Source organism: Planctomycetia bacterium, assembly GCA_015200345.1.
Taxonomy (GTDB): domain Bacteria; phylum Planctomycetota; class Phycisphaerae; order UBA1845; family UTPLA1; genus PLA3.
This window is the reverse complement of record CP054187.1, coordinates 3,170,093-3,195,157: the sequence shown is the minus strand read 5'-3', so window position 1 is coordinate 3,195,157 and position 25,065 is coordinate 3,170,093. Positions and strand designations below refer to the sequence as shown.

Below are 25,065 nucleotides of genomic sequence, written 5' to 3'. Positions count from 1 at the left end.
CGTCGACCTGCATTCCAATTCTCGCGATTCCCAACAAGGCGACCAACTTCACGCGGATACTCCCGTACTGCTGCTCCTCGCGGATTTCGGCTGCGGTGACGGTTGCCGGGACGAAACGCTGGCCATCGTCCGGAACGACGGTTGCGATGATCTGCCGCAAGGAGAACCCTTTCGTCATTTCCTTCCAGACCGTCTGGCGTCAACGGCGCGGAGCGGTTGGATGCCAAGGGCCAGCAGTTGCGTGTTCGACGGGTCGTCGAGCGTCCAGAGTGGCTTGCCAGTGGCGACGAGGTCGCGGCAAGGGCGTTCGAGTTGGCCGCCGGGCGAGGCGTCGGCCACGATGACCTCGTCGGACAGGTCCGCCACGAGGCGGTTTCGCTTTTCGGCGAGTTTGGCGGTCGGGCGACGGTGCTTCGCGTCGATGTTCGATGCTACGAGCATTCTGTTCTCGGCGATGGCCGCCTTCCAAACCGCAGGCAGGCGCATTCCGACGATTCCTCGGGCCGGGCAGACGATCACCGGGTGCTTGCCGCGCAGAAGCGTTTCAAGGCACTGTCATTCATCAGTCAAAACCGACCAGCGATTATCACTTGAAAACCGGCCACTTTGAGGAGTTGACGGTTCGTCATGAAGTTTCCCCAGCCGGGGTCTGGCTGGAGGAGATCTTCGATGGCGAATCAACTCAAGATGGCCGAGCAGCACGCAATTACCAGGCTGGCCGAGCAGGGCTGGTCGTATCGGCGGATCGCTTGGGCGCGTCTGTGCCGACTTGATCAAAACCCATGACATGAGGTATATCATCAACCACTGGCCGGTTTTGATTCGATAACCCGTGGCCGGCCTTCAACTGATAGATGACATTCTGGTTTTGGGCGCCTCATGACAACCGTGTACACGCCGCGAGATCTTCGAATGATCGGAGCCATCAGCCACCCCGGATCACAACACCGCAATGCGTTCAAGTCGCGTTTTCCGAATCTTCCAATCCGGCATGAGCTGGCCAAGCAACCGGCAGAACGACGCGCCGTGGTTTGACACCTTCAGGTGACAAAGCTCATGCATGATCACGTAGTCGATACAGTGAACGGGAGCCATAACAAGGTAGGTGTTGAGGAGAATCGCCTTCCCGACTCTGCAACTTCCCCACCGCCTAAGCATGCGCCGGCGCTTCAGATTTGGCCTCGGTATGCCATGTAACTTGGCAGTCCGAAAACACATATCGAGTCGCCCTTCAAACACGTCAAGACTTCTCCGGCGATACCATTCCTCGATAAGTCGCTTCACGCCAGGGGCATCCTGGCGGTCCAACGCCGTCACACGTAAGAACCCATCCCTGATAGCAACGTGTTGCGGTTTGCCTTCACCGATTTTTAGTCGGTACTGCCTGCCGAGGTAGCGGAAAGACTCTCCGTTGACGTATTGCTTGGCTCTTGGTCTTGGGAGAAACTCACGAAAGTAGTCCTGCTGCTGAAGTATCCAATTTGCGCGGCGCCTGGCCCAGGCGAGAGCTTGAGGTGTCGAGCAGTGAGCCGGTGCCCGGATTGTCACAAGAAGCGTCGGCGCAACCTCAAGTCGGAGCCGGGACAAAGACGACCGCACGAGGCTGCACAAAATCCGCTCACTCCCGAAACGGATTTCGTGTGTCTCGGGCGCGGTTTGTGCTTTTTGAGTCATGATGCACTTTGTCTCCGTGCAATGCTGAGACAGTTCTCGATGATGCCGTCAATGTCATCGAACGTCAGCGGAATCCCAGATCTCTCTTTCAATTCAAACAGAAAGTCCTCAACGTCCTGCCGCATTCGATTCTGCTGATCGGGATTGGCTGTCCAGTTCACGATTCGGCGACTCAGGATAATGCGATCGATCTCATTTGCCGCCTCTGCGCATTCCACGGTGCGATTGTATTCGCCCCCGATGCGATCGAATACGTCCTTAATGCACCCGTAGTATGCCTTCGCCGTGCTCGAATTGGAGAGCGCCGAGGGTGCCTCATCTCCGGAATGTGTGACCACGCAGTCCATGATGTGCCGTGTGCGGTTTAGGAATTCCGCTACCCGAATCCGCTCGGCTCGAAAGGCCTCAATCGCATCGCGGAGCATTTCAGAAAACCGCTTGTAAAACGCCGGATCCTCTTCCCACTTCTGCTCGATGACGCGCATCGTGTTATGAGCGATCATGTCAGCCTTCGAGGCGTCGCTTTGCGGACGCTCGATCGCTTCATCCCGCTGTTTTCTGTCGAAGAGATCAATAGGCCCTACAACTTGCTCCACTTCGCCCGTGCCAACGTGCGTGTCGATCAGTTTCTGGATTCGAGGTTCGTATTCAGAAAAATCAACCGTCTCCGCGTAACGTCGCCTCACGGCTTGACGCAGATCCTTGAAAAACTTGAGATCTCGAATGTACTCGTCGATTTTCCACTGCGGCGTCTCTTCGATGAATGCCACTGTCGACATAGCGACAGCCAGAGTCCGCGCAAAGTCGGTGAATCGCTCATAGAAACGCACACGAAGCGCATCGTCGGCCAGGAGACGTTCGTATGCCTCCGCGTCGCGCGAATTGCAAACATCGCGGAAGCAGTCCCAGAGAACCGAATGTGTTTGCGGAAGCGTGGCGATGATTTCCCGGACATCGGTCAGAATCCCCTCAAGATCATCCTTGTCAAAGTCGGGCAGATGACCATAGAGGTCCAGCGCCTTGTCCAGATTCTCCAGCACGCCACGGTAGTCAAGGATGTAACCGAGGTCTTTGCCGTCGTGCAGCCGATTGACTCGAGCGATTGCCTGCAGGAGTGTGTGGTCCTTCAGGTTTCTGGTCAGGTAGAGCACAGTATTGCGTGGCGCGTCGAATCCCGTAAGTAGCTTGTCGACAACGATGATAATCTCGGGCGCGTCGCCATGCTTGAACGCGCCGATGAGTTGGCGGTTGTACTCCTTCTCTGTGCCGTACTTTTCCATCATCGCTTTCCAAAAGCGAATCACGGGCTCTGAATTCTCCTCGTAGACATCGGTTTCTCCTTCCCGGTCGTCGGGTCCGGAGATCAATACTTCGGACGTGACCATGCCGAATTCATTAAGGTACTTCTTGTAAAGCAGGGCGGTCGCCTTGTCTTGAGTGACAAGCTGTCCTTTGAACGGCGTCCGGCCCTGGAAGTTATCTCGGAAGTGCATGCTCACGTCGAATGCGATGCGCTTCACCTTTTGCTCGGCCTTGTTGAGCTGATCGGTCGTCGTGAATCGCTTTTTCAGGTCTGTCCGCTGTTCCTTGGTTAGGTTGCGGGTAATGATCTCAAACCAATGGTCAATTTGCTCCTCGTCGACGGTCTGCGAAACGTGCCGCCCTTCATATTTGAGCGGGACGACGGCCTGATCCTCGACGGCGTCGGTGATTGTGTAGGTATCGATCAGTCCCCCGAATTTGGTCACGGTATTACGATCACTCTTCATCACCGGTGTGCCGGTGAAGCCAATGTAGCAGGCGTTTGGCATCACACGACGCATCTTGGCGTGACGTGGGCCGTACTGCGTTCGGTGACCTTCATCGACCAAAACAAAGATACTCGCATCGTCAATTCGCAAATTCTGCTTCCCAACGGCCGCCTCAAACTTGTCGATAATCGTTGCTACGACGCGGTGCTTCCCGGCCCGAAGCATGTCAACCAGGTGGGCACCTGTGTTCGCCTGTTCCAGTTCAACGCCGCAGTGTCGAAACGTCTTGTAGAGCTGATCATCAAGATCAACGCGGTCCGTAACCAGGACGATTCGGTAATCGTGGAGGTGAGCGCCTTCAGCCTGCGACTCGAAGGCGATTGCCTTTGCGAGCATTACCATCGTCAGGCTCTTGCCGCTGCCCTGGGTGTGCCAAACCACGCCCCCTGGCCGTTTCCCATCTTCCAACTTCCGGATGCGATCCATGATTTTTCGAACGCAGAAGTACTGTTGATAACGGGCGATTTTCTTCTCGCCGGCGTCGTACAAGATGAATCGATGGCCAAGCTCTAGCAGGCGTTGTGGCCGGCACAGCGCCCAGATTGCTCGGTCCTGCGTGGTTGCCTGGCGTCCGCCATCGGCTTCCATCGCGTCGAAGTACTGGCGCACGTATGCGAACCGGTCACCAAATAGCTGTTCCTTCTGCGCACTGGAGAGTGGCCGGTTGATCAAGGCCCGGATCGTTTCCTCGTAGTCTCCACGTTCCTTCCAGAACGCCCAAAACTTCGCTGGTGTTCCGATCGTGCCGTACTTGGCGTCATTGTGCGATACTGCCAACAGAAGCTGAGAGTACGTGAAGAGCCGAGGAATTCCGTCGTCCTTCTGATTGCGCAAATGTTGGCTAATTGCCTCCTTGATGGGGTCCTTGCCCGGCCCCAGGTTTGCCTTTTTGCACTCGATCACCGAGATAGGGATTCCGTTGACGAACAGGACAATGTCCGGCCGGTAGGTTTCCCGGCTCCCCGCGCGCTCGACCGCGAATTCCTCCGTGACGTGAAAAACGTTCCGTTCGGGGTGTTCCCAGTCGATGTACTGAAGCGTGAAGCTCTTCAGGTCGCCGTCAATCGATTGTTGCAGCGCCTTACCCAGACACAATAGGTCGTACACCTTTTCACTGGTTCGAACGAGCCCGTCATACAATACATCTTTAAGCGCCTGCACCGCAGAGTGGATGTTCCCTTCGGAAAAAGGATGCTCCTCGCCTTTGAAGCGGATTCGGTTCATCCGCCGAAGCTGGCCTTCCAGTATGCCCTCGAGAATCACGCCGGCCACTCGGCCGCCGCGCAGGCGCAGGGCCTCAGCCGGGGTGAGGTATTGCCATCCCAGGTTCTGGAGCAATTGCAGCGCCGGAATCTGAGAGATGTGATCTTCAAGCATCAGTGGCGGTTCTCGCATGTCATTCCCGCCTTTCACGTTTGTCGGTTATCGAGATGGCTGGGGAGCCATCCGACAACCACCTGCTGAGTTTCATCGTCCCAGAAGAAGTAAACTGCGAGGCAGATGCGCTTGTCCTTGCTTGTCCCCTTGCGAAGATGCAATTCAAGAAAACGCCGCTTCTGGGAGCCAATTGGATAAAGCACAAAGTATTCGTCGCCCTGCTCAGAAGCCCGCTCCTCGGTAATCGAACCATCGTGGCGGAGCCCCAGTTCCCTGACCTTTCGGTCGTAGGAGTCCTTGGCGTCCTCGTGGCCAAGCCGCATGTTGCGATATTCGTTCGCCAGTAGAAGCAACGCTTGAGCAACAAGCCCGACGTTTTCATACATTGCCTTCTTCAAAGCGTTGAGCGCGCGTGGGTGCAAGATCAAGCGCCCGACAAGCTGCGAATCAACCCAGTCAGGCAGGTCATCGTAAGAATTGGGCAAGGGAGCTGTAGCATCGACGCTCTGTCCCGTTTTCTGGGTGAGTTGGAATCCAAGAGCGTCGATCCGCGCGCGCAGCCGCTGGTTCTCCGCAACGTAGAACTCGCGGTCCTTGTCCGCCGAGTCCGCGATGCTCAAGGCGTCATCGCGCTCGTGCTCGAGTTGTTCGATCTTCGCCCCCAGCGATGCGATTTCTTCCTCATACAGCGTCCGCCATTCTGAGTCCTCTGTAGCGGATGACCTCGCCATTTCCGCTCGACGCCGACGTGCATCAACATAAAACAGACACGGCCCCCAATTGACGTGCCTTCCTGCAGAGTGCTCAAACGCGCGGTCGACAAGGAACTCCTCGAACGCGCGCTCCATTGTCAGCCCCTTGTACTCAAAGGCGAGAATTCCCTCCGCAAGCGACAGCGGGTGGTCAGTGGGCAGCTCGCTCTCGAAGTCGAGACCCGGCCGGTACGTCCGGACGGCTCCCCAGTACGCGGACCACGGCTTGCCAACCAATTCCGTCCATTTGTAGCCAAGTTCCCAGGGCATTGTGACGACATGGGCCAGGCCCTGCACCCGACGTGCAAGTGATTCATGGTCGAGCATGAATGGAGCCACGTGCATGTTCAACTGCCGTTCGTCCGGCGTCGTAAGCAGATAGACGGGCAGCCCGCGTTCGGGCGACGTCAATAGTTCCTGTAATTCAAGCAGCTCCGTCTCGGATTGCGGACGCCACGCATACGCGCGAATCGGGCGGGCTTCACGTAGAGTGAAGCGACTTCCCAAGTCGATCACGATTCGAGGTCGGGTCAACGTAACCGGCTCGCCAGCAAAGCGAAGTGATGCGCACACCACGCGAATAGCGAATCTCACGCCCGCCGACTCCCGAACGAGCGCGATTTCAGTGGTCCACGTCCGTCCCGGCACAGCGGGTCGATCTCTGAATGGGGTGTCCGGTTGGATCAGGCGGATGCTCCACAGTCGATCCTCCGAGATGGCGACACATTCGAGTCGCTGTCCATGGACGTCGATTTCAAAGGACTCCCCCTCACGGGCGCTTGGCGAGAGCCGTTCTGGAAACTTGCCTTCGAGCCAATCGCACACCAGTGATCGTGCCTGTCGTTCAAGCACTTCGATCGGCTGCGCCGCGTTAGGCACGAGCGTTCCTACAAACTGAAATGTTGTGCGCACGACCGGCCGCCCCGGTCGGATGATGATGCCGCGTGAAAGGACAGGACCTGCGGACGACTGCAATCTCGTCATTTTGCTGCCTCCGTTTTCGCCGGCACACAAGAGGGAGCGGTCGAGCGCTTAAACAACAGACTGTCCATAGGTGCTTCATGCATGGCAATGCTCCTCAACTCGATTCCTGGCTCAACAGCTCTTCACGGAGCGAGCGGATGGCAGCGTGTAGGTTCAGCGCCGGAATCTGTTCGCACACGCCGCGGTACTCGGTCCGCTGCCGTTCGAGCGCTTCGCGCACGGCCATCGCGTCTGCCTCGTCCACCACCGCTGTCAGCATCGAATTCAGCGTGTCCATTGCGGCGAACCGGTTCAGTCGAACTGCGGCGATAAGAGTCGCCTCGATGCACAGTCCCTTGACTTCTGGCGTCGTCCCTGCCGCACCGAAGAGCACCCGCATCTTCTTCGCGACTATCTCGGCATATGAAAAGCTGTGGTTGGTTACCTGTTCCTCGATCGCGCCAACGTACACGCGCAGCAGCTCGTCCAGTTGCTCCGGATGCGTTTCGGGCAGGATTGCAAGCACTTCGTGCGGAACGCGATCAAACATGTCCAAGAACTCTGTGGTCGTCTGGCGTACAACAGGCAACATGAGCGTCGCCAGCATCTGACCGACATCGTCTTCGCGATACTCTCCTCGCTCCAAACGCTCCTTGATCCGATTGAGAAGCGATTCGAAGGCGTTTGCCGGATTCGCGTTCGGATCACGCGCTTTCTGGTAGGTCTTCACCGCGTCGATGAGCTGCCCGATAGTCTGGTACCGCTCGTTCGGGTTTTCGCGCGTCGCCTTTCGGATCGCAAAGGCCAGGCCAGGCGGCACTTTGCTCATATCCATAATGGCTGGTTCGAGGTTGGTCAGAAACTGATAGAGCGTCTTGCCCAGCTGATAGATGTCCGTGCGGCCGTCCGCATCTCGGCTTCCGCCTGAGAATCGCTGTTCGGGTGCGAGGTACAACTCCGTACCCACGACCGCCTGCGTCTGCGTCAGAATCGTCGTATCGCGGTCAACGAACTTGGCCAATCCGAGGTCGGCGACCACAACGCGGCCGTCGACAATCAGCGCGTTGTCCGGCTTGATATCGCGATGCACCATGCCAGCCGCATGAATCGCCTGCACGCCTTCGCAGAGCTCAAGGAAGGCGTCGATGGCAGAATTCTCGTCTGCTGCGAATTCCTCGCATCTCCGGCCGCAACTGAATTCGGCAAACGGCATGACAAAGTACGGCGGATCGTGCTGCGTTGACAGCTTGAGAATTGGTACGACATGCGCGTGCTTGAGCTCACGCATCAATCGAATCTCGCGCTTGAAGCGCCGGATCGAAGCCGCATCCTTGAGGTGGCAATACTTGACCGCAACCGTCTCGCCATCCGACACACGACGCGCCCGCACGACGGTCCCCATTCCGCCACGGCCGACTATCTGCAATACCTCGTAACGCTTGTTGATGATCGTGCCCGGCGTCATCGGTGCCCTCCCTTCCCTGTCGGCACTTGATCTTGGCCGGTCAGCATTTTCTGCATCAGACCCCTTTTCTGTTCCTTCAAGAGGTCAAGGTGTCGGTTAAGTGCCGCGATTTCACGATCGCAGGTTTCGAGAACCTCAACGATGCGTCGTTGATCGACGATTCCCGGCAAGACGATTGGGATCTCTGATACCCAATCCCATTCTGCCCTCGGCATCTTCGAGCCAGCTCCAACGCTCGCTCGCTGTATGAAGGAGTGTGTTTGGACACAATAGTAGAGGAACTTTGGCTCACAAACGCGTGCGTCACACTCGAGCACCCAGATCTCAGTTGAGCAGACACCAGCGAAGGTCGGAAAGAAGTACTTGGCGAGGTATGGGCGGAGTTTTCCAAAGAGAATATTGCCAGGACTGAAGCGGTTCTTCAGGCTGTCCTGTTGATCAGAGCGACACGTTCCAAGAAGCCTCCCTTCCTCTGACACAATGTGCTCAAGCTCAACGCATGGCAATGATTCCCCATTGTCGTGAGGGTCGTATCGATCATTTCGCAACTGAACGATCCTACCGAACTCGACTACTTTCACTCGATTTCGGCTTCTTGCGAAGTCCTCGTGGAGTTGCGACCCAATCAGCCGCTGCATGAGCGCGCGTTTTCTCGCAAGGGAGCCGTCGAGTCGCTTCTTCACCAACCGTTGGGCCTGATCCCAAACGCGGAGCATTTCTGCAATCCGTTTTTGCATCGATATCGGCGGGACTACAACCGGAATAGTCACAAAATCTTTGAAATACAACCGTAGCCTGTCGCTAGTCAGCCCGTATGAGTAGGCCCAGAACAGATGTACCATCCTCGCAGACTTGAACCAGTATGAGGCGAACAGTGGGTCAATGGCATCCAATGGTCTCAGTACTACGTAGGCCGGGCTGATGAGCCCATCGCGGGAAGCCAACCCAGATGCGCCCTGCCACATGCGCATCATGTTGTAGGCGATGTCGCCAGCCTTAATCAGCAAATGATCCTCCGGGCGGAGCGCTGAGTCCGTCTTGCGATCAAGCGAGCTGCGTTCGACCAATCCGTCGTTCATCGTCACAGACATGATCGGCAGGCCGGCACGGCCTCGCTCACGACGATTCGCAAAGAGTTGTCCAAGCCGTAGTTGGCCTTCAACGACCATAACCGAGCTCCCGCATGTATCCGGTCATTTGCTTCCGTGTTTGCGCCAATTCCAGCTCGATCTGCTCGATTTCACGCTGCACGGCAGTGATGTCGATCTCCCTTTCCTCCTCAAACGTGTCCACATAGCGCGGGATATTCAAGTTGCATTCGTTCTCGCGGACCTCCTCGACCTTCGCCCGGTAGGCGTACTTCTTAACCGTCTTGAACGCCTCGTAGGTCTTCACGATCTTGTCGATGTCCTGGTCGCGCAGGTGGTTCTGATTCGGGCCATCCTCGAACTCGCGGCTGGCGTCGATAAACAGGATGTCCTTCGTGCGCTTGGCCTTGTTCAGTAGCAGGATCGCCGCCGGGATGCCCGTGCCGTAGAACAGGTTCGGCGGCAGGCCGATGACCGCCTCGATCAGGTTCTCGTCGATCAGCTTCTGGCGGATGATGCCTTCCTGCCCACCGCGGAACAGCACGCCATGCGGCACGACCACTCCAACGCGACCCTCCCCGTGAATGGCGATCTCAACCATGTGCGAGATGAAGCCGTAATCGCCACGGCTCTTGGGAGGCAGTCCGCGACTGAAACGGTGAAAGCGGTCGTGGGCGGCGTAATCCTGGCCCCACTTGTCCAAGCTGAACGGAGGATTGGCGACCACGATATTGAAACGCTGGAGGTTGTCGTCCTCGATCAACTTCGGATTGGTAATCGTGTCGCACCACTCGATTCGGGCGCTGTCCACGCCGTGCAGAAACATGTTCATCTTGCAAAGCGCCCATGTTGAGCCGTTCGACTCCTGGCCGGCAAGGTGAAAATCGTCGGAGCCGACTTGCCGGCCGACCTTGATCAAAAGCGATCCGGACCCGCAGGCCGGGTCGCAGATGCGGTCGCCCTTCTTGGGCTTGAGGAGGCGGGCCAGCAACGTCGAAACCTCGGGCGGCGTGTAGAACTCGCCGGCCTTCTTGCCCGCGCCAGCGGCGAACTTGCCAATGAGGTACTCGTACACGTCGCCAATGATGTCGCGTCCTTCCAGGTGCGACGGACGGAGGTCAAGCTGTGCGAAGTCTTCGAGCAGCAGCTTCAGCCGGCGGTTGCGTTCCTTCGTCTGGCCGAGTGCCGGCTCGGAGTTGAAATCGATGTTGCGAAAGACATTCTCGAGCTTGGTCTTATTCTCATCTTCGATCTTCTCCAAGCTGATGTTAATGAGCTCACCGACGTTGTTGTCGTCGCGGCGAGCATACAGGTGATCAAAATCGCACTCGGCCGGCATGACGAAGCGCTCCCGGCTCATGGCCCGGTCGACGCGCTGCTTGTCGCCCTTGTAGCGATCCATAAACTCGCCGCGCTTGTCCTTGGCCAAGTCGCTCAGGTATTTCACGAACAGCATCGTGAGGATGTAGTTTTTGTACTCGGAAGGGTCGATCGCTCCGCGAAACGTGTCGCACGCTCGCCAGACGACGCTTTCGATATCCTTCTTGGTCAGCTTATTCGACATGTGTTCTCCCAGTCGTTCGGGCCTCGTTGCGGGCCGCTGTTACGCAGACCTCCGCAATCAGGCTGGCTTTCAATTCCGCCAGTCGGCCATACAGGTTTTGCTCGCGCAGTGCGAGCCGGTGCAATTCCACAATGATCTGTTGTCGGTCCAGTGACGGGACAACGATCTCGAGGCCGACGAACGCCTGTTTCGGGACGAAGGGCATTGCTGACCCACTGGCGACAGATTGCAGGTAGGCCTGTGCCGGCGGCGCGTTGATCGACCAGGCGAGATAGTCGTGCCGGATGCAATCAGTGCGCCGGCGCAGAATGAAGAAGTACCCTGCCGGGATTGTCGCTACCCGGTCCATCCCCCGTCGACCATCTGGCCGCATTCGCGGCAGTTCGGTAAGCAGCCCATCCACAAGCGTCGCTGAATTCCGCCGGCCCTTGGACAGGAACAGCACGTCGCCATTCCGGACCTCGTACTTCTCCGCATCACGCCTAGGCGTCACGCGATAGAGACTCGATGGCAAAAGCCGATGGTCGTTGAGGTGATCGATGTCCTTTGCTTGGATCACTTGATGCGTTCCGTCGGAAGCCATTGTGAGGCGCTCGCGAAACTGGTAGCCGAGCTGGATATCCACGAGTTCTTCGATTCTTCGCCGCACAGGGGTTCCCTTCTTGGCGGGCTGGATCGACAGGCGAACCAGCGTTCGCCTGTCGGCCGCCCGACATCCTTGATTACTCTCGCGTCAGTTGCGAGATCTTGTACACGTACACGAACTTCGTTTGCCAATCGCCACCACCGCCACCACCGCGACAGCCCTTGTCGACGAAGTGCTGCTCGACAGCGCGAGCGGTGCCATCATTGCCGGCATCCCAGTAAAGCGCGGCGTTCGCAGCGCTGTTGGCGTTGTGGCCATTGATCAAACGATCGCTTGGGTCGGCTGCGATGCCGACGTACCATTCGGAATACGCTCCGCCGAATGCCCGGATGTGAAGATCGATCGCAGTAGCGATCTGATTTCCGACAAGTTCATTCATGAGAAAACCCAAATTGCACGAACAGGATTTACCGACTGACGCCGACCCCGCGCGGGGCCAAAGGGGCGTCCTACGACTTGCTAGAGGTACCTCCTTTCGCGGCGACGGGACTTGACTCATGCAGATGGGCCGCATCTAATGCGGTAGCAAGACGTTCTGCACAAGCCGTTACATTGGCCGATGTCGAGCGTTTGGGTGGCCCGGTGTCTCAGCAGCGGGCCGCCCCGTATTGATGCCGGCCACGTGCCGACACCCGCAATCGACTGTCAGAAACGATGAAGTACGTCGATTGCTTCACTGTATAATATACATCAAATCCGCTGTACTGCCAAAGTATTTTCTGAAGAATCAGCTCTACTCGACTTTAGAATCGTTAACGACCATCCGATAACCAATGAACCAGCCATGGGTTATGCAGGCTTCTCCAAGGGAAAAAAACTTGGACTGCCCCCGCATCTCATGACTTAATAGCCCTCCCGGCGCGACTCCGATACGCTGTACGATCAATGAACCGAGGACGGACAATCCGCATTCACTTGGTCGAAGGGGCACCAACCGGGACCCTGACGGCTGAGATCATGAACTGGACCGGCAAGGTTGTCGTGTTCTCGCGGTCGCAGCTTGCGGACGCGGCGAAGCGAGCCGAGGCCCATCGGACCGGCATCTACTTCCTCGTCGGCTCCGACCCGGACAACCCCGCCCGCGAGTGGGTCTACATCGGCGAGGCCGACGACGTGCTCAAACGGCTCGCCTATCACGACCGCGATGAGCGACGCGATTTCTGGCAACGTACCGTCTTCATCGTTAGCAAGGATGAAAACCTGACTAAGGCCCACGCGCGATATCTCGAAAGCCGTCTCATTCAGATGGCGAACGAGGCGCACCGCGCGAAAGTTAGGAATGACACCGCTCCGCCGACGCCGGCCCTGCCAGAGGCCGACGTCGCCGACATGGAGTACTTCCTCGAACAGGTCGTGATGATGATGCCAGTCCTCGGGTTCGGGTTCCTTCAGCCCAGCCCGCGCGTCGAGTTGGCGATAGGAACAGCCCCGCAATCGCCGCTGTTTCGGTTGGCCGCCGCCGGCGTGCAGGCGGAGGCGCGGGTGGTCGACGGCCAATTCGTCGTGCTGAAAGGCTCCACCGCGCGCAAGCAGGGCGTCGATTCGTGGACGAGCTACAAGGGCCTGCGGGCGGACTTGATCGAGAGCGGGCGCATCGTCGAAGGGACCGACCCCCAGATTCTCGTCTTCGAGGAAAACGTGTCGTTCGACAGCCCCAGCGCCGCGGCGGCCGTGGTGCTGGGTCGCAACTCCAACGGTCGCCTCGCATGGAAAGTTGCCGACACCGGCAAGACATACGCCGACTGGCAGGCGCTGCAACTCGAACTTGCGGGCGTTGATGCTGTGGCTGACGAATCAGGTGAGGACAATGTTCGATAAGTGAGCCAGCGATGGGTCGAGGGGAACCGGACGTGCCAGGTTCCCTCGATCCGATCGGCCGAAGAAGCAGAGCGGTCGGCCGATGAAACACTCCGTCTATTCAAGCAGGCACCGGTTCGGCCCCAGTTGTGCGGGCGAAGCGCGAGAGTAGCGCCAATAGCGGCTCGCCACGTTCTACTGGTATAATCTCCTAGCGCCGCCAACTTCGAAACCTTCGGCCCGACGTGCTCGGCTGGGCGAATCGCCACGTTTGGAAGCCGAAGGCCTGGGCGACGAGGCAACTCGGGAACTGACGCACACGCGCGTTGTAGATTTCGGCTTCACGTTGGAGATCCAACCACGCCTGATTCTCCTTGTTGTGGCTATCCACGGAGAGCGTCATGCCCTGATTGGCGGACGCAACCGCTGTGGTTGGTGCCCAGCCGTTTGCGACATCAGAGATTAGCCGTCGGCCCCGCCCGCCACGTCGAGTTCCAAGTCGAGCAACCGCCCGCTCGTGCCCGGTCGCCCAGCGGACGCCACGCGACACGTCGCTGCCGACGCCGTGCCGGCGAGCGCGCATGCTTCTGATTGTCGCGAGCAAGCCCTTGAGGCGCTCGCGGCGACACGTCAAGTCGTTGTAGGTGATCCGCGTGTAAATGGCCGCGACCACGAGAAAAATATACAACAGAGGATTTTGGAGTGGATCAACGAAGAGACTGATCATGTCACATAGCTCCTTTCAGACGATAGCTGCGGTCCACCGGCCGAAGACAGTCACGACCGATCTCGATATTGGCTGTGATCGCCGGGTTCCGGCGGGCATCGAGCCGCCACGATGTCGAGCCTGCAAGACTCAGCGTCACAATCCGCCTCGGCTTGGGCAGAGACCTCAAGAATCTCGCAAGATCGCTGACAAGAGCGCCGTCGCCGCTGGCAAGAACGACAACGTCCGCATCGCTGTGGCTCGCTAGCAGGCCGGACGTGAACAGAATAAGGCCATCGCTGTTGGCCAGGCGCTCTGTACCTCGATATGACCGGACCGTCTGGATGTCGTAGGGGTGGGCCACCCACCCGCATCGTGCCACGAATCGAGTTGCGGCGGCGTCCCCGGGCTCACGGGAGAAGAAGGCGTGCAACGCGCACGTCCGGGCCACATTTCGGAGTAGCGCGGCCAGGCGGTCATACGCGAAGTGAAACCCCAGGTCACGAGAGCCGTAGCTGAGATTCTCACAATCGAGAATCGCCAAAATCCTCTGCCCGACAAGCGGCTCCAGCGGTCCGGTCTGTGTTGGGACCTGCCGGGGAGGGCGGGCCCAGCCGCCCTCCCGGCCTGCAAATCGTCTTGATAACGTCATGGTTTGAGTCATCTGAAGTCCTCCGGTTAAAGGCCAAACGGTAGGCCGAGAACGCCTCAGCCTAACCCGTTCTGCCTAACTCAAGAGCGAATGGACCTCGATCAACCCGTAATTTGATTTTCAAAAAGTAACGCGCAATGGATGGCCTGGGTATGAATTCAGGTCGCGAGTATAATTGCAGGCCGTGAGAAACAAGGGTCTCGGTGCATGGACGAACCAACCGATCACGAGCTCACGGATCTCTTCAAGGGATTTGCCGCGGACCGACCGGAGCTATTGAAGCGCCTGATGCCACGTGTAGAACTGCAGGTCAAGGCCATCATTCGTAAGCGGCTTGGAGGAAAGCTGCGACGAACATCGGACACCACGTCAGTTTTGCAGGAGGTCTTCTTCAGGCTCAAAAAAAGCAACAAGCTCGGCCCGAACCGCTATGCCTTCTTCAGTGGGGTCGCCGATCACGTCGAGTGGATCCTAAGGGACCGTGCTCGCAGAATGCGCCGCCAAGCGGAGAGAGATGAGGCGGCGCGGCAAACATTTCCTGTTTATGTCGAAATGGAAGGTGAAGAGGTCGGCGAATTCGACTACGAATTGCTGGATAATCTGCTGAATCGCATGAAGGGCATGGGAGGCGAGTACACGCGATGGCCCGAGATTATACGGCTTCACTGGTGGGCCGCATTGCCGATTGCCGAGGTCGCGGCGGCACTGCGTGTGTCGAAAAGCACTGTGGAAAAGGAAAAGCGGAAACTACTCGCATACCTCCGATCAAAACTTGCTTGATGCGCGCACTATGGAGCTCCAGCCCAATACAGATCAGGAACGACTGGCTTTGGCAGCGTTCCAAGTTGCCGTCGATCTGCCCATAGGGGATGACGAAGAGCACGTCAAGCGAGCATGTGGCGGCGACGCAGTTGCCCTCACCTTTGCGTTGCAGATGCTTGACAACTACAGAAAGCGGGATGCAAGAAAATCGCCGGAGGTTGAGGACGGAGAAACTGCTACCAACAGGCCGGATACTCCACCGGCCGAGTCGGCGGGTCTCTATCGCGAGTTTAAGGAACAACTGGAAGACAGTAAGGTGCCAGATATTACGGAGTTCCTCGAACGTGTTCCGAAGGAGCACCGGGGCGATCTGCTTGGAGAACTCATTCGGCTCGAATACGCTGACCGATGGCAGAAGGGAGAGCTGCCGACTCTCGCGGAGTATGTACAACGGTTTCCTGACGAGGGCCACAGAACAAGAGATGCACTGTTCACTAGCAGGCCGGGCGGTCCCAAATACGTACTTTATGACTCTAAACCCCTTGGTGAAGGTTCGTTCGGGACGGTCTACAAGGCTAGAAGCACAGCGCGCGGGCACGATGTCGCGGTCAAGATTCTGGGGGGCGCGTCCTACAACCGCATAGAGCCGGCGCAATTTCTGAACGAGTTTAGGACCGTCGCGAGTATCCGTCACCCCGGCATTGTTCCCGTTCATGACTATGACTGTTTCGCGAATGGTGTTCCGTTTTTCGTGATGGATTGCCTCTCCCGCGGCACGCTGGCTGAAGTGCTAAAGAATGCGCCTTGCGGCCTCGAACCAGACCGCGCTGCCAAGTTGATGATCACCATTGCCAGAGCTGTACATGCGGCGCATGAAAGCGGCGATGACAGTGGCACGGTGGTACATTGCGATCTCAAGCCAGCGAACATTCTACTTGATGAAGGAGGGGAACCACATGTGTCCGATTTTGGCGTGGCTGCCACGGTCGCTGCGATTCATCAGGGAACTGCGTCGATTGGAGGCACCCCCGCCTACGCTTCGCCGGAGTTGCTACGCCGACGTCGGGGGGAGCCAGCAAATATTGACCGGCGTTCCGATGTATGGAGTCTCGGTGTCACTCTTTACGAGCTACTTACCGGAAAACGTCCATTCCTCGGGTACTCCTGTGATTATGTCGAGAAGCTGATAGAAAGGGAGCGGCCGACAGCACCGGTAGATCTCAACAGAAAAGTGCCGCACGAACTCGAGCGGATCGTTCTGGTTTGCCTCGAGAAAGAGCAGGACAAGCGTTTTCGAACTGCTGAGAAACTTGCTGTCGCACTTGAACAGTGGCTACAAGATAATTCGCTTCGCAACTACGCGGCGATATTTCAGAAAGAAGTCGCTACGTTTCAGTTGCCCTTTGAAGATAGTCGCCCCATTGGCGACCTGCTCCCCCTTCGATTCGTCCAACGAGAAACTCTCCCGCGAGCAACGCCAGACTCGTACATGCGGGCGAGCCCGGCAAAGGGAGTTAAATCTGATGTCGAAGAGGACGGCGGGGATGCTGAGGATGAGGATCAACAGCAACCCGAGAAGGCCATATCCTCATTTAGTATTGATGAAGTTGTAAGCAAGAGTATCAGATCTTGGATCGTTGGTCCGAGTGGGTCTGGAAAATCGGCCCAGCTCGATGCTCTCGCGCACTCGTTATGCTCTGATTGGTTAGAGTCGCCAAATCCTCATGCAGCAACGCTCCGCATTCCAGTCCGCGTGGACGCCAGGTTATGCAGCGATGGGCTCATCGCTTACTGCAATGCATTCTTGAGTGCACGCATCGACAATGGCGACTCGCAACTTGATGCCAAGACGACTCATCGCTGGTTGCAAGAAGGTCAGTTGCTACTGCTCATCGACTACTTGGACGAGATTGGCGAAGAGTCGCGCAAACAGGTCTTGACGCGAATCGCCGATATTGCGAAGCAATATCCACGGACTAGCATAATTCTCGTAAGTCAGCTAGCGTTCCCTCCCGAATTACGAGAATTCACGCGATACGATGTGGCTCCTCTCAAAAGTGCTCAGGTGCTGAGGATCTTCACTGCACATTGCGGTGAGGTAAAGGGACAGGAGGCCTTCTTGCGCTTGCGCGAAGCCGGTGCAATTGAGCCCTTCCTGCTCCCTATCCATGCATGGTTCCTCGCGATGGCTTATGATTCGATTCCTATTGGCGAGACACACTTCTGTCCTGGCATAATCTACAAACGCATACTTGAAGATGGGCTTCGCCAGTTCTTTGAAGAGCGAGATGGCATGGCTCTAGGGGCAGAAGCAGCGATCACGTTCTTGGCACGTCTTGCGCATCGCATGAATTCGCTGCGTCAGGCGGACCTCTCCGACGTAGAGTGCTTAACCATCTCCCCGCCTGAGGCGGCATTAACGAGTACTCATCTAATCACGTTAATCAAAGCTCTAGCGTCAACGGGGGTCTTGATACACTCTGCCGGGCGTGTGTCATTTCGGCACCCGACGTATAGGTCATATTTCTGCGCTGTGCAGCTTAGGAAATCCTGTAGTGCTCGTGAAGTCTTCTCGCTTTCAAGCGACCCTTCGTCGAAGGATGTACTGCGTTTTTTCGTTGGAATCACTGACGAGGCTGCGGCGTCGGAGTTCCTTAATTACCTATTCAAATGGGTGCGCCGGCGGCTTTGGATACTCCGCACAGGTCCATCGAGAACCGTAAGCGGCCGTCTGTTCGTACTTCTGTGGTGCCTCTCGGATGCTGTGCATCAGCACTGCGAACTCAAAGATCGGCTAGTTAGGTGTCTTCGTGGTGGCGTTTATGGCTTCCTTCTGAACCTTTGGTTTGGACGGAGTACTGGGCGCGAGCTTCATCTACGTTTGACGCCCGATTCACTTTGGGAGTATCCGCGAATCGTCTGCGAGAATTCTCGGGTCTATACTGTCTTTGTTGCGCTTATCGCACGTTTCAAAACGCCGGCCGCTGATAGATATATCGACGCGCGGCTGTTTGGCGGAGCAGGATATGTGTCGGTGGATAGAACTATCATTTATTGCCAAAAGCGGACTGACGAAATGATCGATGCATTGCTTGCCGATTTTGATGGCTATCGAGCCGACGGTGAACCTCACCCACTAGAGACGAAGCGTGTTGATCGGGAACGTGCAACCCCGACTCTGATGATGAAACGAGCGCTAAGAGTATTCAAAACTGGTTCTCCTGCTGGCGCCGAGGAAAATATAGTTTACGCGCTTTTCGAGTCACCAATATCTATCGTGGTGCCCAAGGTCAGGAGCTTTCTGGGACGAGCAGATCGCTCGGCGGTTTTGCGATTCTTGAGGGCAGTTGAAGTGGGGTGTAGTTGGGTCAGATCTACTGATGACATATTCGATCAGCGGGCAGGCGATAGAGATGAATGGCTTCGGCTGTTTTGTGAAGTCAGGATCAATCATCCCGATGAGCAAGTACGAGATGCCGCGCTTTCAACACTTCGTGCAATGTCGAGGGCTGACGTACTCCCCAGATTTGCGGAACAGTATTTTTTGCTGGCATTAGATGATAGCGATGAAGAAGTGCAGTGTCGCGCATTGTGGCCGTTAGCTTATGCGCATGGCGGCATATGGCACAATGATGGAGCTTGTGAAGAACTCGTGCCGCGGCTCAGACGTATGCTGACGGAGACGGAAGGGGTTTATGTCCGATTGAAAGCGCTACAAGTACTTTACTATCATCCTGGTTTCGCAGGATCATTAGCGATCTTCTTAACAACTTTACAGAGTGCCGAAGTTGAAGACTTTGTGGAAAGGCAAACAGCCGCATTGGCTAGCGAGCACGGGTCCGATTTCGTAGGACAAGTGAGAGTCATTGCTGTTCTAATTGCAGGTTACAAATTCACAAATCGCTTGATCAACACGGCAGATGTACAAGATTTGTTGCGGCAATGGTGTGTCAGGGCGCTAGGTCAGTTTCAGTTCCAGGAGATGACAGGCTTTTTGCGAAGAGTTTTCGAAGATCTGAGTGAAGTCGGAACCGTGAGGGCGGAGGCCCTCTGTTGGGTGTGTAGTGCGATAGAAGACTGGGATCAGAAAGCGCCACTCCTGTCATTCGGCCTAGCCGATCCTGCAAGTGATGTTCGAGAACACGCTGCATACAGAATCTGGCAAGCAGTCACCCACATCGTCGACGGACGCGATCCAAAACCTCCTACAGAAGTCATACAATCGTTTCGTATGCCGTTAGAGCGGCTAGCCGCCGGAAGTGATGGAAGGGCCAGTGAGTATGCCGGTTGGGCAATCGCGAAGATGACTGGCTCGAGATGGCCGTCCCGAGCCAGCCAGAGCTGACCATCATGCAAAGTTCCGATGCTTATGAAGCAGCAGCCGCATCACGGCTTCCTCGACCACCTTGATCTTCGGCTTGCCATCCATCTGCTCACTCATAGAGAGCGAGCAATCGCATGCGATGACGGTTGTCTCCGATCGATGATGCCGGAGGCGCTGGGGGGCGTCAGATGTGCCCCGGGCAAGCAGCGCATCGGTCAGCTCGCGGAGCGTCGTGATCGGCACGAACTTGCCATTGTGACAAGCATCAACGATCCGACGGAGCAGGGCTTCGTCGAATTTGTTGCCGATACCGATGCAGTTGACGTTCACGCGGGCCGCCTTTGCACGCTCGATGGCGGGCATGATGCCCTCGACCTCGCGGTTTGCCTCTCCGTCGCTGAGCAGCCAAATCCGGCGCAAGACGCCAGGCGGGGTCTGCTCCAGCAACTCGGTGGACAACCGCAAACCGGCCGCGATGTTGGTTCCACCGCCGCCCAGTTTGTCGTGCAGCTTCTGAGCCCGCTCCTGCAACCAACCCTTGAAAGGTTCGGCCGGACGGGCGATGACAAAAGCCGGGTCGTGGAAACCGACGAGACCGATGCGATCGGGAGCGAATATCTTCCGCACTGACGACGTGCGAACGATCCGTACTGCTGGCCGTGGCTGGATAGCCACTGTAGGAGAGATTCGATTCTTGAACAGGAATTGGAACATGGGTTTATTCCTTTCTTGTAGAGGTCTATGAGAAATGGGGCGGAGAGCACCTTGCCCTCCGCCCCGCTGGAGGCCGTCAGCGACCGTTGCCCGACTTGGCGAACAGACGCCGCGGCCTGCCGGTGTGAAAGTCCCGGCACCACCCTTCGCGGTGGTTGCACGCCGGGCACGCCCAGATGGCGAGGGGACCACCGTTTTCGCTGCGAGCCTCGGAGATGAACACCATCTCCATAGGCAGCACATGCGAGGCGTCGTGACAGAGCGGCCGGGGCCGCAAGTCACGGAGGAACGGTGCCAAACGAGCCGGCTCCTCGATTACGATCACGCGCCGGCGAACAGGCGAATGGCGATGCATCCGACCGTTCCGAACTGGGAAAAGAGCCATAAACACCATCCTTTCTTGGCCCTCAGGATCGCTTCGCTCGCCGACCACCGGCGGGCTTCAGAGGTAAGAGCGAATGGCGCGAGCGAGATCCGTAAGATGATTTTTGTTATTTTCAGAGTGGATGTCTGGCCGAGCTGCTACAGATAGCGGCGGACATGCGAGAAAAGACCGGCGGTAGTGGCTTCAATTGGCGATCGCGCGATGGTGGGCTCCAAGCTGGCGTGCCCCTCGGTCTATGAACCTGTCGCTTTGGCCGTCGAGCCCGATTCCGGTCGCTGGCCAGGGATATGCTTAACCAGGATGGGGGCCTCTATGCCGCGAGGCGGGATGCTTGACGTGGGCGCGGTCAGTTCAGCTTGTTCGCGCGTTGCGTCGGTCGTCGCCGCGGCCGAGGGCGCGTCGGCGCATCGGCCTAAGGGATCGAGGGCGGCGACTTGCCAGATGATGGCGTATTCGTCGTTGCGCGGGCAGCGGGCGCTCCGGTCGCGCAAGGCCGCGGCGTGGTCGCACGGCCTGTATCGTTTCAGCGTGCAGCGAAGCAAGAGGCCCTCGTCGCGGGAGTGCTCGCAGTCCTCGCATAGTTCCCGGCGGGTCTGATCGCGCTCCTGAATGATGACAAGTGACTCCATGTCTCACACCACCACCATCCGCGGTTGATTGGTCTGAAAGATCAGCTTAGCCCAGCCGTGCTGGATCATCGACGTCGTTCGCGCTGCGTTGATGTATTTCTTGCGCTCGATCTCGTGGTACAGGCCGCACTCGGGGAAGTTGTTCCACGGGAAGGCGCAGTCCGTCGCCGCCGGGTTGGGGAACCGCCAGTGCGAATAGCCCAGCCCCTCGCGCAGGCACGGCGGCGGGATGTCATCCCACGCGTGGTCGCAGGCAGTCTGCACCGCCGCCGGCGGATAGACCTCGGCCCCGCCGATCGAGCTGGGTTGGCCGGCGCAGTTGATCAACACGTCGTTGCAGGCGGCGTACCGGGGCCGATACTCGACGCCAAAGCCGCTGTCCTGCGCGGCGATCCATGCCGCGAAGGCGGCATCGCCCACGTCGCCGTTGGTGCGAAAGTCGATCAGCCCCTTGTACCAGGCGTTCCAGCGTTGCCGCGGCGGCACGGTCACGCGCCACCAGTAGGCATCCTGCACGAACCAGCCGACGATCCGATGCAGATAGTCCACCCACCAGCCGCGGCCGAGCGGATCGGCAGTCCAGTAGATTCGCCGCACGGCGCAGCGGCCTTCAAAGTATCGCCACTGGTTCTCGACCACGTCGAAGCAGGTGCCATACGGGTCATCGCATCCTTCGATCGGGAGCGGGCAGCCGCAGCGGTAGTTCTCCAGCATCGACAGGTGTGTTCCGCCCGGCGAATGGGCGACGATGCCCTTGATGCCGGCCGGCACCGCCGGCGGGAACACGCCATCGCCATAGCCGCGGTTGTTCAGCCCGACATTGTCGCCTTGCCGCGCGTAGCATGGCATCTCATAGGTGAACGTGTCGTTGGACGGCCCCTTGAGCGGCGCATCGGGGTCATCGTGGTACGGCACATTCTCCGGGTGCTCGGGGTCATACCACGGGTGAAGCTCGATCGGCTCGACCGGCAGCAGTACCATCCACTGGTACGAGTTCGCATACGGGCTGTCGATGACCAGGTTGGCTTGGCGAATGCCGTAGTACTCGAGTGGCAGGCCGGTCACCTCGCTGCCGGGATCGACACCGACCAAGCCGAACCGAAGTGGGTCGGGCCGCCACAGGCCGCTGCCGCTGTCAACACTGCATCGCCTTCGCCAGATGGCTGCCCAGACGTGGCGCAGGTAGTCGTGCGGCTTGGCGCTGCACGACGTCGGCCCGTCGTAGTACGAGCAGTCGACGTCGCCCGAGGCGTTGCCCAGGATCATCGGTGCGGCCGGCGCGAAGGCCCGCACCACGGCGGCGGGTTCGTCCGGGTTCGGGGGTTTGCCGCGCTGGAAGTAGCCGATCTGCGAGGCGGGCAAGTCCCAAGCCTCCGGGTCGCAGAAGTCGCTGTAGGCGCAGCGCAGCCGTCGGCGCATGTATACTTGAGGTAGAGGGTCGCCGGGAATCGGCTTGCAGTCGCCGACCGTACCGACCGGGGCAACGCCCGACCAGGCCGTGGCCCAGTGCAGGCGATAGGGCCAGGCGCGCGAGCGGAACGGCCGGCCTTGAATCACGCGCCCGCAGGCCGGGGTCGGCGGAACGATGATGCCGGCCAGCACGGCGCCGGCGAGTAGTAGCAGCGCAACCAACACGATCATCGTCCGGCCCTCCGCTGCTGCCAGACCTCGCGGGTGATGTACCAGCCGCCTTGGGCATCGCGCTTGTAACCCGTGCGGGTCATGAAGTCAGCGCCGCCCTCGGCGGTGCCGCTATCGCTGCGAATCAGTTCGACGCCGAGGTTGGCGAAGATTGCGTCGTTGATCATCGAGCGGATGCCGCAGCGCCGGTAGGATGGATGCACGAACGAGCCGTGCACGATGAACGTCCGGCACCGGTTACGTCGATCAGTCGCCTCGACGCCATAGACGACGCCCAGCGCGGCTCGATGCGCCGTTGACCAGAGCGCGATGAAGCGCAGACCGATGTCGGTCACGCCGGTCGTGATGACGCAGTCTGCCAGGTTGAGCATCATTCGATCAGGCATGGATCGGGGTCCGGAGTCGGCTGCGGCGGCGGCACGTTGGCGTGCACCGTGTTGGTGTGGACCGGCTCGTCGAGGGTCATCTCGTCGACCGGGAAGTTCCAGATCACGAAGTAGGCCGGCGTGGTGCTGCCCTCGATGAAGCCGGGGATGGCCCGGCACTCGACCAGGGCGACCAGGTCGCCGGCGACCTGGGCAGCGCCCGGGCCGGCCAGCGCCCGGATGTCGGGGCTGTCGGGGTCGAACTGGTTGGGCAGGCCGATGCACTCCTTACATATAAGGAAGGTGCACCCGGTCGTCGGGTCCTTGTGGCGATAAGTCACCACGGCCAGCAAGGCGATGCGGGCCGGGGCGCCGATCCGAGCTACGGCCCAGGCCATCTCTGGCGGGTCGCGCTGGGCGGCAGGTTGCACCCACAACAACTGCGCTTCGCCGGCGTGGCCGCTGATCAGCGCGTCGGTGCGATCCGCGTCCACGTCGGCGTAGGCGTGGACTTCATCGGTGATCTCGACGCGGACGAGGCAGGCGCCGGCGATGACCGCCTGGCCGATCTCGTTCTCGTTGATCGGTTCGAGCAGGATGGCGAAACGCCCGCCGCGCGTAACCGTCGGCGCGATGCCTTTGACCGCCACGCGCGACTGGAAGTCTATCGGGTTGTTGTCCGGCCCGATGATCGGCCCGTCGACCTGGAGCACTCCGAAGCGGCCGACCGGCGCGCCGCTGGTGTTCTGCACCAACACGATGCCGCTCTGGCGGAACTCCCGCCGGGTCTCGCGGAGCACGGCGAGTTGGCGGCCCTTGAAATCGCGCGCTGCGTCGATGAACGTGTTAAACGTCGTCGCCGCGATCTCCAGTTCATCACCCGGCAGCACTTTGCGCATCGCGCCCGTTCCCCTCTTATGTTCCGATGCCCAGCAAGGCGAAGTTGGTCGTGGGATAGACCTTCTCGACATAGACACCGACCGGGCGCTTCACCAGGGCGTTGGGCGGCGGGCCAGGCGTGACCACGTCCTTGTACCGCACCCACAGGTACTCCCAGCCTTTCTTCACGATGTCGGTGATGTCGCCGACCACCAGGCCCGTTCGGTTCCGCGACGTGGCGAAGCGATACTCGATCTCCCAGTGGCCCCACCGCCCGCTCTTGCGACCGGCTGCGCCGAGGAACAGCACTTCGTCGGCGGCCCGGCCCTTGAACGTCGCGTTGTTGACCGTGCCGGTGAGTTCCTCGAGCGTCATCACGTAGCTGTTGGTGACGTCGCTGCTGGGGCGGCGGTAGACTTCGGTATAGATCGGCTTGGGCACGATGATATCGACGCCCTCGACCCCGTCGTCGGTGACGCCGATGGCACCGCCCAGGTCGGGCGCGAGGATCGAGTCCGGCGGGTAGCGGCGCGTGCCCAGGCTCTGGGTGATGTGCTCGGTCCCGCCGCTGGAGGTCTCGAAGGAAAACTCGGCGTCGATCAGCGGGGTCAAGGTCCGCGTGGCATAGCGGACGCTGCAATCCCAGGTGTCCTCGCCGATCGGCTCGACGTCGATGTGAACCCGCGGAATCCAGAACTCGCCATCCAGCCCGATGTTGTAATGGTCGGCGGTCTCGTCGTTGAGCGCCTGGCGGACCGCGGCCTCGTTAGGCGTGCCGCGGACGATGTAGCGCCGCTCGACGCCAGCGCCATCGCCGGTGAAGACGCGAGGACCTGATATGTGCTCGATCACGTCGATCGGCATGGCGACC

The 25,065-nt window shown here is 58.7% G+C and carries 19 protein-coding genes; 4 read left to right on the top strand and 15 right to left on the bottom strand.

Features of this window, described 5'->3' with window-relative positions:
- Positions 1–174: 174 nt before the first annotated feature.
- The 8 genes from HRU71_13045 to HRU71_13010 form a co-directional block, all read right to left on the bottom strand.
- Positions 175–486: a hypothetical protein gene (locus tag HRU71_13045; GenBank protein QOJ04358.1), complete on the bottom strand. Its 312-nt coding sequence runs from the start codon at positions 484–486 to the stop codon at positions 175–177.
- A gap of 453 nt (positions 487–939) precedes the next feature.
- Positions 940–1,674 (bottom strand): M48 family metallopeptidase, encoded by a 735-nt coding sequence (locus tag HRU71_13040; GenBank protein ID QOJ04357.1) that lies wholly within the window; start codon positions 1,672–1,674, stop codon positions 940–942.
- On the bottom strand, positions 1,671–4,880 hold the full coding sequence (locus HRU71_13035) for a type I restriction endonuclease subunit R (GenBank protein ID QOJ04356.1): 3,210 nt from the start codon (positions 4,878–4,880) through the stop codon (positions 1,671–1,673). Before HRU71_13035 ends, HRU71_13040 begins: the two co-directional genes overlap by 4 nt.
- A 14-nt stretch (positions 4,881–4,894) precedes the next feature.
- Positions 4,895–6,598 carry a hypothetical protein gene (locus HRU71_13030; GenBank protein QOJ04355.1) on the bottom strand — a complete coding sequence of 568 codons (1,704 nt, stop codon included), beginning with the start codon at positions 6,596–6,598 and terminating at the stop codon, positions 4,895–4,897.
- Between the two features lie 94 nt (positions 6,599–6,692).
- A complete protein-coding gene (locus HRU71_13025) occupies positions 6,693–8,042 on the bottom strand; it encodes a serine/threonine protein kinase (GenBank protein ID QOJ04354.1) in 1,350 nt (449 codons plus the stop codon).
- The gene (locus HRU71_13020) at positions 8,039–9,211 is read right to left on the bottom strand and encodes a restriction endonuclease subunit S (GenBank protein ID QOJ04353.1); all 1,173 of its coding nucleotides are present in this window, start codon (positions 9,209–9,211) and stop codon (positions 8,039–8,041) included. The genes HRU71_13025 and HRU71_13020 overlap by 4 nt, the downstream gene beginning before the upstream one ends.
- The gene (locus HRU71_13015) at positions 9,201–10,694 is read right to left on the bottom strand and encodes a type I restriction-modification system subunit M (GenBank protein QOJ04352.1); all 1,494 of its coding nucleotides are present in this window, start codon (positions 10,692–10,694) and stop codon (positions 9,201–9,203) included. Before HRU71_13015 ends, HRU71_13020 begins: the two co-directional genes overlap by 11 nt.
- Positions 10,684–11,319, bottom strand: a complete 636-nt coding sequence (locus tag HRU71_13010; protein ID QOJ04351.1) for a hypothetical protein — start codon at positions 11,317–11,319, stop codon at positions 10,684–10,686. The genes HRU71_13015 and HRU71_13010 overlap by 11 nt, the downstream gene beginning before the upstream one ends.
- A gap of 145 nt (positions 11,320–11,464) precedes the next feature.
- Between HRU71_13010 and HRU71_13005 the strand changes: the two genes are divergently transcribed.
- Both HRU71_13005 and HRU71_13000 read left to right on the top strand, forming a co-directional pair.
- Positions 11,465–11,758, top strand: a complete 294-nt coding sequence (locus HRU71_13005) for a hypothetical protein (protein QOJ04350.1) — start codon at positions 11,465–11,467, stop codon at positions 11,756–11,758.
- 467 nt (positions 11,759–12,225) lie between these two features.
- Positions 12,226–13,158 (top strand): GIY-YIG nuclease family protein, encoded by a 933-nt coding sequence (locus tag HRU71_13000; protein ID QOJ04349.1) that lies wholly within the window; start codon positions 12,226–12,228, stop codon positions 13,156–13,158.
- A gap of 190 nt (positions 13,159–13,348) precedes the next feature.
- Here HRU71_13000 and HRU71_12995 read toward each other — a convergent pair whose 3' ends face one another.
- Both HRU71_12995 and HRU71_12990 read right to left on the bottom strand, forming a co-directional pair.
- The gene (locus tag HRU71_12995; protein QOJ04348.1) at positions 13,349–13,864 is read right to left on the bottom strand and encodes a hypothetical protein; all 516 of its coding nucleotides are present in this window, start codon (positions 13,862–13,864) and stop codon (positions 13,349–13,351) included.
- 1 nt (position 13,865) lies between these two features.
- Complete coding sequence (locus HRU71_12990; GenBank protein QOJ04347.1) at positions 13,866–14,507, bottom strand: hypothetical protein; 642 nt, start codon at positions 14,505–14,507, stop codon at positions 13,866–13,868.
- A gap of 195 nt (positions 14,508–14,702) precedes the next feature.
- On the opposite strand from HRU71_12990, the gene HRU71_12985 reads away from it, so the two are divergent.
- The gene (locus HRU71_12985) at positions 14,703–15,275 is read left to right on the top strand and encodes a hypothetical protein (GenBank protein QOJ04346.1); all 573 of its coding nucleotides are present in this window, start codon (positions 14,703–14,705) and stop codon (positions 15,273–15,275) included.
- Positions 15,268–19,602 carry a protein kinase gene (locus HRU71_12980; protein QOJ04345.1) on the top strand — a complete coding sequence of 1,445 codons (4,335 nt, stop codon included), beginning with the start codon at positions 15,268–15,270 and terminating at the stop codon, positions 19,600–19,602. Before HRU71_12985 ends, HRU71_12980 begins: the two co-directional genes overlap by 8 nt.
- Positions 19,603–19,605: 3 nt before the next feature.
- Here HRU71_12980 and HRU71_12975 read toward each other — a convergent pair whose 3' ends face one another.
- The 5 genes from HRU71_12975 to HRU71_12955 all read right to left on the bottom strand — a co-directional run bounded on the left by HRU71_12975 (position 19,606) and on the right by HRU71_12955 (position 25,058).
- Positions 19,606–20,295, bottom strand: a complete 690-nt coding sequence (locus HRU71_12975; protein QOJ04344.1) for a VWA domain-containing protein — start codon at positions 20,293–20,295, stop codon at positions 19,606–19,608.
- A 1,017-nt stretch (positions 20,296–21,312) separates the two neighbouring features.
- Positions 21,313–22,950, bottom strand: coding sequence for a hypothetical protein (locus HRU71_12970; GenBank protein QOJ04343.1), 1,638 nt, complete (start codon positions 22,948–22,950; stop codon positions 21,313–21,315).
- Entirely contained in the window at positions 22,947–23,336 is a 390-nt protein-coding gene (locus HRU71_12965; GenBank protein ID QOJ04342.1) for a hypothetical protein, read from the bottom strand. Before HRU71_12965 ends, HRU71_12970 begins: the two co-directional genes overlap by 4 nt.
- On the bottom strand, positions 23,321–24,214 hold the full coding sequence (locus HRU71_12960) for a hypothetical protein (protein QOJ04341.1): 894 nt from the start codon (positions 24,212–24,214) through the stop codon (positions 23,321–23,323). The genes HRU71_12965 and HRU71_12960 overlap by 16 nt, the downstream gene beginning before the upstream one ends.
- A gap of 16 nt (positions 24,215–24,230) precedes the next feature.
- Entirely contained in the window at positions 24,231–25,058 is an 828-nt protein-coding gene (locus HRU71_12955) for a hypothetical protein (GenBank protein ID QOJ04340.1), read from the bottom strand.
- Between the last annotated feature and the right edge of the window lie 7 nt (positions 25,059–25,065).

Excerpts from the sequence above, each read along its gene's own strand:
- HRU71_13045 (QOJ04358.1), bottom strand. The coding sequence starts at position 486 with ATGCGCCTGCCTGCGGTTTGGAAGGCGGCCATCGCCGAGAACAGAATG.
- HRU71_13040 (QOJ04357.1), bottom strand. The coding sequence starts at position 1,674 with ATGACTCAAAAAGCACAAACCGCGCCCGAGACACACGAAATCCGTTTC.
- HRU71_13035 (QOJ04356.1), bottom strand. The coding sequence starts at position 4,880 with ATGCGAGAACCGCCACTGATGCTTGAAGATCACATCTCTCAGATTCCG.
- HRU71_13030 (QOJ04355.1), bottom strand. The coding sequence starts at position 6,598 with ATGACGAGATTGCAGTCGTCCGCAGGTCCTGTCCTTTCACGCGGCATC.
- HRU71_13025 (QOJ04354.1), bottom strand. The coding sequence starts at position 8,042 with ATGACGCCGGGCACGATCATCAACAAGCGTTACGAGGTATTGCAGATA.
- HRU71_13020 (QOJ04353.1), bottom strand. The coding sequence starts at position 9,211 with ATGGTCGTTGAAGGCCAACTACGGCTTGGACAACTCTTTGCGAATCGT.
- HRU71_13015 (QOJ04352.1), bottom strand. The coding sequence starts at position 10,694 with ATGTCGAATAAGCTGACCAAGAAGGATATCGAAAGCGTCGTCTGGCGA.
- HRU71_13000 (QOJ04349.1), top strand. The coding sequence starts at position 12,226 with ATGAACCGAGGACGGACAATCCGCATTCACTTGGTCGAAGGGGCACCA.
- HRU71_12995 (QOJ04348.1), bottom strand. The coding sequence starts at position 13,864 with ATGATCAGTCTCTTCGTTGATCCACTCCAAAATCCTCTGTTGTATATT.
- HRU71_12990 (QOJ04347.1), bottom strand. The coding sequence starts at position 14,507 with ATGACTCAAACCATGACGTTATCAAGACGATTTGCAGGCCGGGAGGGC.
- HRU71_12985 (QOJ04346.1), top strand. The coding sequence starts at position 14,703 with ATGGACGAACCAACCGATCACGAGCTCACGGATCTCTTCAAGGGATTT.
- HRU71_12975 (QOJ04344.1), bottom strand. The coding sequence starts at position 20,295 with ATGTTCCAATTCCTGTTCAAGAATCGAATCTCTCCTACAGTGGCTATC.
- HRU71_12970 (QOJ04343.1), bottom strand. The coding sequence starts at position 22,950 with ATGATCGTGTTGGTTGCGCTGCTACTACTCGCCGGCGCCGTGCTGGCC.
- HRU71_12965 (QOJ04342.1), bottom strand. The coding sequence starts at position 23,336 with ATGCCTGATCGAATGATGCTCAACCTGGCAGACTGCGTCATCACGACC.
- HRU71_12960 (QOJ04341.1), bottom strand. The coding sequence starts at position 24,214 with ATGCGCAAAGTGCTGCCGGGTGATGAACTGGAGATCGCGGCGACGACG.
- HRU71_12955 (QOJ04340.1), bottom strand. The coding sequence starts at position 25,058 with ATGCCGATCGACGTGATCGAGCACATATCAGGTCCTCGCGTCTTCACC.